The organism is uncultured Gemella sp. (assembly GCF_963525165.1).
Lineage (GTDB): Bacteria > Bacillota > Bacilli > Staphylococcales > Gemellaceae > Gemella.
The window spans coordinates 1-5,727 of the sequence record NZ_CAURJN010000057.1 but is presented as its reverse complement, the minus strand read 5'-3'; the positions used below and the strand labels follow the sequence as shown (position 1 = coordinate 5,727).

Here is a 5,727-nt window from a genome sequence, read left to right as displayed (position 1 = left end):
TAAAGAAGGTGTCTCACTACCTATACACCAAAGGTGAAAGTTTAAAGAAGGTGTCTCACTACCTATATACTAAAGGTGAAAGTTTAAAGAAGGAAGAGAGGTTGGAAAACCTCTCTTTTTTTAAAAGGCTTTAGCCAGTTGAGGAGGCGAAGTCTCCGAAACAAAAAACCACCCGCTATGCGGGTGCGAGATAAAAGTTAAACAATTGAAAAATCATCCTTTCTTGATAAAATAAGAGTAGTTCAAGCTCTAAAATAAAGAAAGGATGATTTTAATTATGGCAAATAAACATAATAGTTTATCGCATACAAAGTGGTTGTGTAAATACCATATTGTATTTACACCTAAGTATAGACGAAAAATAGAATTTAATCAATATAAACGAGATATAGTAAGTATAATAAAGAGGTTATGCAAGTATAAAGGTGTAGAAATAATAGAGGGGTATATAATGCCAGACCATATACATTTGCTACTATCAATACCGCCAAAATACAGTGTTGCAAGTTTCATGGGATATTTGAAAGGAAAAAGTTCACTGATGATATTTGATATGCATTCAAACTTGAAATATAAGTATGGAAATAGAAAGTTTTGGGCAGAAGGATATTATGTAAGTACTGTAGGATTAAATGAAAGTACAATAAGAAAATATATCAGAGAACAAGAATCGCATGATATTGCAATAGATAGACTGACAACCAAAGAATATACAAATCCATTTGGAAATAAGAAAAAATAAATAATCCCGTTTAACGGGTAGCGGGCGTCAAAATACAATAGGGCTTGAACGAATGTGAAAGCCAGCGCCTTGAGGTGCGTGTTAGTAACAAAGGGTTATACCCGAAGAGAAAACCACCCCTTTTCAGGGGTGGTCATTATTTGGGAGAATATAATGATTAATAGAGCACAGTTTGGTTTTTATGAAATTAATATTGATTACTTAAAATATTTGAATGAGTATGATTCAGAGGTATATTATAATTTGAAATATAAAAAGGATTTAAAACCTTTTATTGGAATTATATTATTAGTAAATGAATTTGAGTATTTTATACCATTATCATCAGCAAAAGAAAAACACAAAAAATGGAAAAATATATCTAATGAACATATATTAATTTATGAGATAATAGATAATGAAAAAATAAAATCTTTTGATATATTTAAAGATTTTTCTAAAACTCAAAAATTACATATATTAGGAGTAATTGATATCAAGAAAATGATTCCAGTTCCAAAAGGAATGTATAAAAAAGTTTTATTTAAAAACTTAGAGGAAAGTTATAAGGTTTTGATTAATAAAGAATTCAAGTTTTGTTTGAAAAATAGAGAAAAGATACAAAAAAACGTAGAAAAAATCTATAAGAAACAAAAGGAAAGAAATATAATTGGATATGGTGCATGCAATTTTTTGAAGTTGGAACAGGCCATGTTAAAATGGAATATAGTAGAATAATAAAGGCGACTCATTAAACCGATTTTTAAAAAAATTTGATTAATGAGTCGTTAATTTTATAATAGAAAAAATACTTGGGATTAAAAATAAAAATTGTGAGTTCGGAGAAGTTGATTTTATAGAGTGGTTCCCGTAATAATTTTATAAAATCATTTCTAACTTTCATTAAATTTCACATGTAAAAATTTGAAAAAAACTGCTTATAGGTATATAATTAAGTGTTGGCAAAATTTTAATATAAAGAGGATAGCATGAAAAAATTAATAGAAAAAATGCTGGATCTTTACAAAGAGCCTAGATACAAAAGTATAGTTAACTACATATTCTTTGGGGTTTGTACGACGCTAGTAAATGTTGTTACATATTTTATTTTGTATTACTATGGGATGGAAGTTAGACCAGCGAATTTAATATCTATAACATTATCGATTTTATTTGCATATTTTGTTAATGCTAAGTATGTATTTAATTCGAAGGCTGTAGGATTTAAGAAGGTATTTTATGAACTTAGTAAATTCTTTACTGCTAGATTATCTACACTTGTTATAGAAGTATTTGGAGTAGAATTATTCATTTACTTAGGAATGAACGCATATTTAAGTAAATTTATTATTCAATTCGTAGTACTTGTTGCTAATTATGTTATTAGTAAATTTTTAGTTTTCACAAAGGAGAAAAATAACTAATGAAATGGTTTATTACAGATATGGATGGAACTTTTTTAAATGATAAAAAAGAAGTTGCACCAAATGCAAAAGATGTAATAGTAAAACTGCAAGATAAAGGAAGTAAATTCATAATTGCCACGGGAAGACCTGATATTGCGGTTAAGCATTATTATTACAACTTAGGGATGAACGATGTAGTTATTTCTAATAATGGAAGTTTAATTAGAAATCTATCAACAGGTGAAATAGTTTATCAAAAGAGTTTTAAAATAGAAGAAATTGAAAAAATTTATAACATGTTTAAAGAACTAAATGATGATGAGATAGAATTTCACGTGTATACATTAAATTATATTTATTGTAACCATTTGTCATTTAGTATGGCTAGAATGAAGAAACTTGAAGTAGATATGCCAGAGGAACTGAAAACGCCAATGTATATTCATGATGACATTATAGGTGAAATCAAGAAGAATAAAGAAGATTGTCAAAAAATTATGATGATTGCCAAAAATCATGATAAAGTAGTGGACTTCTTTAACAAGGTGAGTGAAGTTCTAGAAGTAGATGGAACATTCTCGGCAACTGATTTCTTCGATATTATGCCAAAAGGATGTAATAAAGGAACAGCCATTGAAAAATTAGCTGAATATTATAATTCTCCAATAGAAGATTGTGTAGTATTTGGTGATAATTTTAATGATAAAGAAATGTTCGATGTAGCAGGATGGAGTGTTTGTCCAAATAATGCTAAAGAAGAAATTCAAGAAATGTGTGATGAAGTTATCGGAAATAATAATGATTTTTCTGTCATTAAATATGTGGAAGATTATTACGAAAAAATTAAATAAATACTTGATAACTTAGCGAAAATTTGATAAATTAGAAGGTAGCGTATTAATTACCTATATAGCGATTTACATATAAATAATTTTATATTTGATTACTATAAATTGTACAATGAAAAATAAAATAAAGGAGAACTTTCATGAGAGGAAGAAGAAATGAGAAGAAAAAGTTCAGTAGAATTATTGCTTTCTTATCATTAGTTGTTATTATTCTTACATCAATAGGATTAACATCAAAATCTAATGCTGAAAAAGTAAATCTTGGACTGGATCTTCAAGGAGGATTTGAGGTACTATACCAAGTAGAACCTCTTAAAGAAGGTCAAACTATAGATGAAGCAGCTGTTAAGGCAACTGCCGACACTATTAGTAGACGTATTAACATACTTGGAGTAAGTGAACCGGTTATTACTGTTGAATCAGGAAATAGAATTCGTGTTGAACTTGCAGGGGTAAAAGATCAAGAAACAGCTCGTAAAGTATTATCAACGCAAGCGAACTTAACTATTCGTGATATTGAAGACAAGGTATTGTTAGACGGTTCTGATTTAGAAGAAAACGGAGCATCTCAAGGATTCGATCAAAATAACAAACCTGATGTTAACTTAAAATTAAAAGACGCTGATAAATTTGGTAATATTACTTCAGAAATCAGTAAACGTCCTCAAGGTCAAAACTTAATGGTTATTTGGATGGACTTCAATGAAGGAGATTCATTTAAGGCTGAAGCAGCTAAAGAGAAACCTAAATATGTTTCCGCACCACAAGTAGCTCAAACTATTAATTCAAAAGATGTTCAAATTACAGGGAACTTCACCGTAAAAGAAGCTAAAGAAATGGCAGCGTTATTAAACTCTGGAGCTTTACCTGTAAAATTAACAGAGATTTACTCAAACTCTGTAGGAGCTCAATTTGGAGCAGATGCATTGCAACAAACAGTATTAGCAGGAGCTATAGCGTTAGCTATTATTTGTATATTTATGTTAGTGATCTATCGTGTTCCTGGATTCGTAGCTAGTGTCATGATGGTTGCTTACGTATATATTACGGTAGTATTCTTCAATATGATTTCAGGGGTACTTACACTTCCTGGTATTGCAGCCTTAATCCTTGGGGTTGGTATGGCGGTTGATGCTAATATTATCATGTATGAAAGAATTAAAGAAGAAGTGCGTGCTGGATATCCATTGAAAAAAGCATACTTAGATGGAGCTAAACAGTCGTTATGGACAATCTTTGACTCGCAGTTTACTACAGTAATCGCTGCAATAGTGCTATTTATCTTTGGTACAAGTAGTGTTAAAGGTTTTGCGACAATGTTACTATTATCAATATTAGTCAGCTTTATAACGGCAGTATTTGGTACTAGATTATTACTAAGTTTATTAGTAAATTCTAATATTTTTAATAACCATCCAGGGTACTTTGGTGTTAGTAAGAAGAGTATTCACGAAACTAAGTTTGGTATAAACTCACTTAACTTAAGTACTAAGTTTGAATGGTTGAGCTTTACTAAGCACATGAAGAAATTCTTTGCTTTAAGTATTGCGATTATGATTGCGGGATCTGCATCTTTAGGAATGTATAAATTGAACTTAGGTATTGACTTCTCTAGTGGTACACGTATTGATGTAGCCGCAAATACTGAATTATCAGTAGATAAGATTCAAGAAGATTTAAATGCTTTGAAAGTGAAAGAAGAAAAAATAGTTGTTTCACCGGATAAAAAACAGGCAACGGTACACTCTAAAGAGAGCTTTGCACAAGATAAATCGATAGAAATCAAAGAATACTTTGCTAAAAAGTATGAAAAAGATACTAACTTAAGTGTTGTATCTCCAGTAATAGGAAAAGAATTAGCTAAAAATGCATTATTTGCATTAATGTATGCTTCTATTGGTATTATCATCTATGTAGCATTCAGATTCGAATGGCGTATGGGACTTACGAGTGTTATCGCCTTACTGCATGACGTATGTATCATCATTTTCATCGCGAGCTTATTAAGATTAGAAATAGATATTACATTCATCGCAGCAGTATTAACAATCGTAGGTTACTCAATTAACGATACTATCGTTACATTTGACCGTATTCGTGAACATATGCGTCATGAGAAAGTTTTAACATCAAAAGAACAAATTTATAAAGTAGTAGACGTATCACTAAGACAAACATTAACTCGTTCTATTAATACAGTATTAACAGTTATAATCACGGTTATAGTTATGTTATTAGTAGGAAGTAGTTCAATTTACTCATTCAATGTGGCGTTACTTATTGGATTAATCTTTGGTTTATATTCATCACTATTTATTGCAGCACAATTGTGGGCAGTATTAAAAGTACGTGAATTAAACAAAAAAGGAAAAATCGAAATAAATATACGTCAATCTCCAAGAGAGAGAAAAGAAAACGATAAAGTTTTAGTATAGGAATATAAATACTCAAAATTAAGGAAACTTAGTTTTGAGTATTTTTTTATTAAATATTAGTGTATTGTTACGAATTTTAAAGGCTCTTTGTCAAGTGCGGTTGATTATGAAAATTAAGAGGAGTGGCTGACCCAAGAGTCCTAAATTTTAAAAAAGTGTATATGATAACTTATAGACGCAGTGGTTTATTAATATCTAAATTCGCTTTATGAAAGCTTTTTAGATATCTAATAAACTGTGCGGGGGTGATTCGACAAAATCAATTTTGATGTGTACCCAAAATTCTGGACACATATATATTTAGTTTAGACAAGTGG

Annotated in this window: 5 protein-coding genes; all 5 read left to right on the top strand. The window is 29.9% G+C overall.

All coding sequences use genetic code 11. The annotated features are described in order from the left end of the window. Positions 1–277: 277 nt before the first annotated feature. The 5 genes from tnpA to secD all read left to right on the top strand — a co-directional run bounded on the left by tnpA (position 278) and on the right by secD (position 5,410). Entirely contained in the window at positions 278–742 is a 465-nt protein-coding gene (gene tnpA, locus RWQ74_RS08505; protein ID WP_314397868.1) for an IS200/IS605 family transposase, read from the top strand. Between the two features lie 54 nt (positions 743–796). Then, positions 797–1,459, top strand: a complete 663-nt coding sequence (locus tag RWQ74_RS08500) for a type III toxin-antitoxin system ToxN/AbiQ family toxin (protein WP_314397867.1) — start codon at positions 797–799, stop codon at positions 1,457–1,459. A gap of 251 nt (positions 1,460–1,710) precedes the next feature. Continuing rightward, positions 1,711–2,145, top strand: a complete 435-nt coding sequence (locus tag RWQ74_RS08495; protein ID WP_314397866.1) for a GtrA family protein — start codon at positions 1,711–1,713, stop codon at positions 2,143–2,145. Further along, on the top strand, positions 2,145–2,978 hold the full coding sequence (locus RWQ74_RS08490; RefSeq protein WP_314397865.1) for a Cof-type HAD-IIB family hydrolase: 834 nt from the start codon (positions 2,145–2,147) through the stop codon (positions 2,976–2,978). The genes RWQ74_RS08495 and RWQ74_RS08490 overlap by 1 nt, the downstream gene beginning before the upstream one ends. Positions 2,979–3,115: 137 nt before the next feature. Then, complete coding sequence (gene secD, locus RWQ74_RS08485) at positions 3,116–5,410, top strand: protein translocase subunit SecD (RefSeq protein ID WP_314397864.1); 2,295 nt, start codon at positions 3,116–3,118, stop codon at positions 5,408–5,410. The last annotated feature ends 317 nt before the right edge of the window (positions 5,411–5,727 follow it).